The sequence below is a fragment of the Bacillus sp. 05T31 genome, from assembly GCF_056396725.1.
Window position 1 is genome coordinate 1 of the sequence record NZ_JBFTMA010000807.1, and the last position, 1,812, is coordinate 1,812.

Consider the following 1,812-nt stretch of genomic DNA (forward strand, 5'->3'; position numbering starts at 1 on the left):
TTTTTATGCTTTATCARTTTCTAGTAGTCTTATARTTGTCTCTAAAAATAGTTCCACTCCATTAATTAAAGCCGATTCATCCACATCAAATTTCGGATGATGATGTGGATAACAAGTATCAATATTTTTATTCCCTGTTCCTAATTTAATGAAACAACCAGGTGCTTTTCTTAAATACGCTGAAAAATCTTCYCCTCCCATAGAAGGTTCAAGATGCACAATACGCTGATTTCCGAACAATTTTATCGCACTTTTTTCTACTATTTTCGTAATGTACTCATTATTAACAACTGGATCATATCCGTAACGATACGTATATGTATAATCTCCCCCATGTGCTTCTGTAATTCCTTTTACAATTTGCTCAATTTTCTCTTTTGCTTCCTCTCTTAATGTTTGATTAAAAGATCGAACAGTTCCCATTAAAGCTGCTGCACTAGGAATGATATTATCGGCCATCCCCCCATGAAATTGTGTAACTGACACTACTCTATGCATAAAAGCACTTGTATTTCTTGATACGATATATTGTAAATTTGTAATAATTTGTGCTCCGATAGCGATAGGATCTATCGTTTCTTCTGGTCGTGCCGCATGACCGCCTCTTCCTAAAATTTCAATTGTAAATACGTCTGGTGCTGCCATCATAGGGCCATATACAATTCCTATTTTCCCGCTCTCTAATCCAGACATAACATGCAAACCTATTACATAATCGACGCCTTCCATAACGCCCGCTTCCACCATTTCTTGTCCGCCACCAGGATACACCTCTTCTGCATGCTGAAAGAATAGACGAATCTCCCCTACAAAATCTTCCTTCATATTTGATAGCGCCTCCGCTGTACTTAACAAAATAGCTGCATGAGCATCATGCCCACATGCATGCATCATTCCTTTATTCACAGACGCATAAGATTTCCTTGTCTCCTCTTGAACTGGTAAAGCATCTATATCCGCTCGAATCGCAACTACTTTCCCTTGTTCCGTTCCTCTTTTAATTGCTAGTACACTGTACTTCGTTGGTCTCGTTACTTCAAAAGAAGAAAATGAGCATAATGTATCATATATAAATTGCGAAGTTTCTTTTTCATGAAACGATAATTCCGGATACTTATGGAAATGCCGTCTCCATTTCATAATATTTTCTTCTGAAATCAGACTCTTCCACACTCTATTCATGATAATTTCCTCCTTTTAAAAAGATCTAGTAATTTAAAGCTTGCTCAGTCTCTACCGATTAATAAAAAACAAATATTATATTTTCACGTATTCTTATAGTCCACTTTTATGTATTCACACAATCCACTTTCTATTTACATGTCAAACCCATTACAAATTCATGCCGAATGTAATATAATTGCTAAGTTAGGGATTTTCTTTTTTAGTATTTAGTGCTAATATCAGAAAAGAGCCTTCTGTCTTATTTTTACCTAAAATGTGGAATTTTGTTTTTTTCACAATAATGTAGGACATGATACCTACAAAGAGCTATTATTTCATTAAGAGAGGGAAAGACATGGAAAGATTAAAAGAGATATGGTCTCAACCACTCACACAATGGGTTGCAAAGACGGTTTATTACCTTGCAATTTTATTTGCATTACTTTGGTTGTATGGATTCCATGATACAAACACAAGTACATTTATTTACAATGAATTCTAGGGTGGGAACGTTATGAAGTTATTAGAACAAATTGAAAAGTGGGCTGCAGAAACGCCTGATCAAACCGCTTTTGTTTGGCGAGATGCGAAAATTACGTACAAACAATTAAAGGAAGATTCTGATGCGTTAGCACATTGGATTTCTTC

General features: G+C 35.5%; 3 protein-coding genes. 2 read left to right on the plus strand and 1 reads right to left on the minus strand.

The features are described from left to right. Positions 1 to 3: 3 nt before the first annotated feature. Complete coding sequence (locus tag AC1DJR_RS28525; RefSeq protein ID WP_477004107.1) at positions 4 to 1,182, minus strand: amidohydrolase; 1,179 nt, start codon at positions 1,180 to 1,182, stop codon at positions 4 to 6. A 337-nt stretch (positions 1,183 to 1,519) separates the two neighbouring features. Here AC1DJR_RS28525 and AC1DJR_RS28530 point away from each other — a divergent pair, with 337 nt between their 5' ends. Both AC1DJR_RS28530 and AC1DJR_RS28535 read left to right on the plus strand, forming a co-directional pair. Beyond that, on the plus strand, positions 1,520 to 1,666 hold the full coding sequence (locus AC1DJR_RS28530) for a teichoic acid D-Ala incorporation-associated protein DltX (RefSeq protein WP_002011626.1): 147 nt from the start codon (positions 1,520 to 1,522) through the stop codon (positions 1,664 to 1,666). 12 nt (positions 1,667 to 1,678) lie between these two features. Further along, a partial coding sequence (locus AC1DJR_RS28535; protein ID WP_141530948.1) for an AMP-binding protein occupies positions 1,679 to 1,812 on the plus strand: 134 nt, incomplete at its 3' end.

Bases quoted from the DNA above. Each gene is read 5' to 3' on its own strand.
- AC1DJR_RS28530 (WP_002011626.1), top strand. From the start codon at position 1,520: ATGGAAAGATTAAAAGAGATATGGTCTCAACCACTCACACAATGGGTT.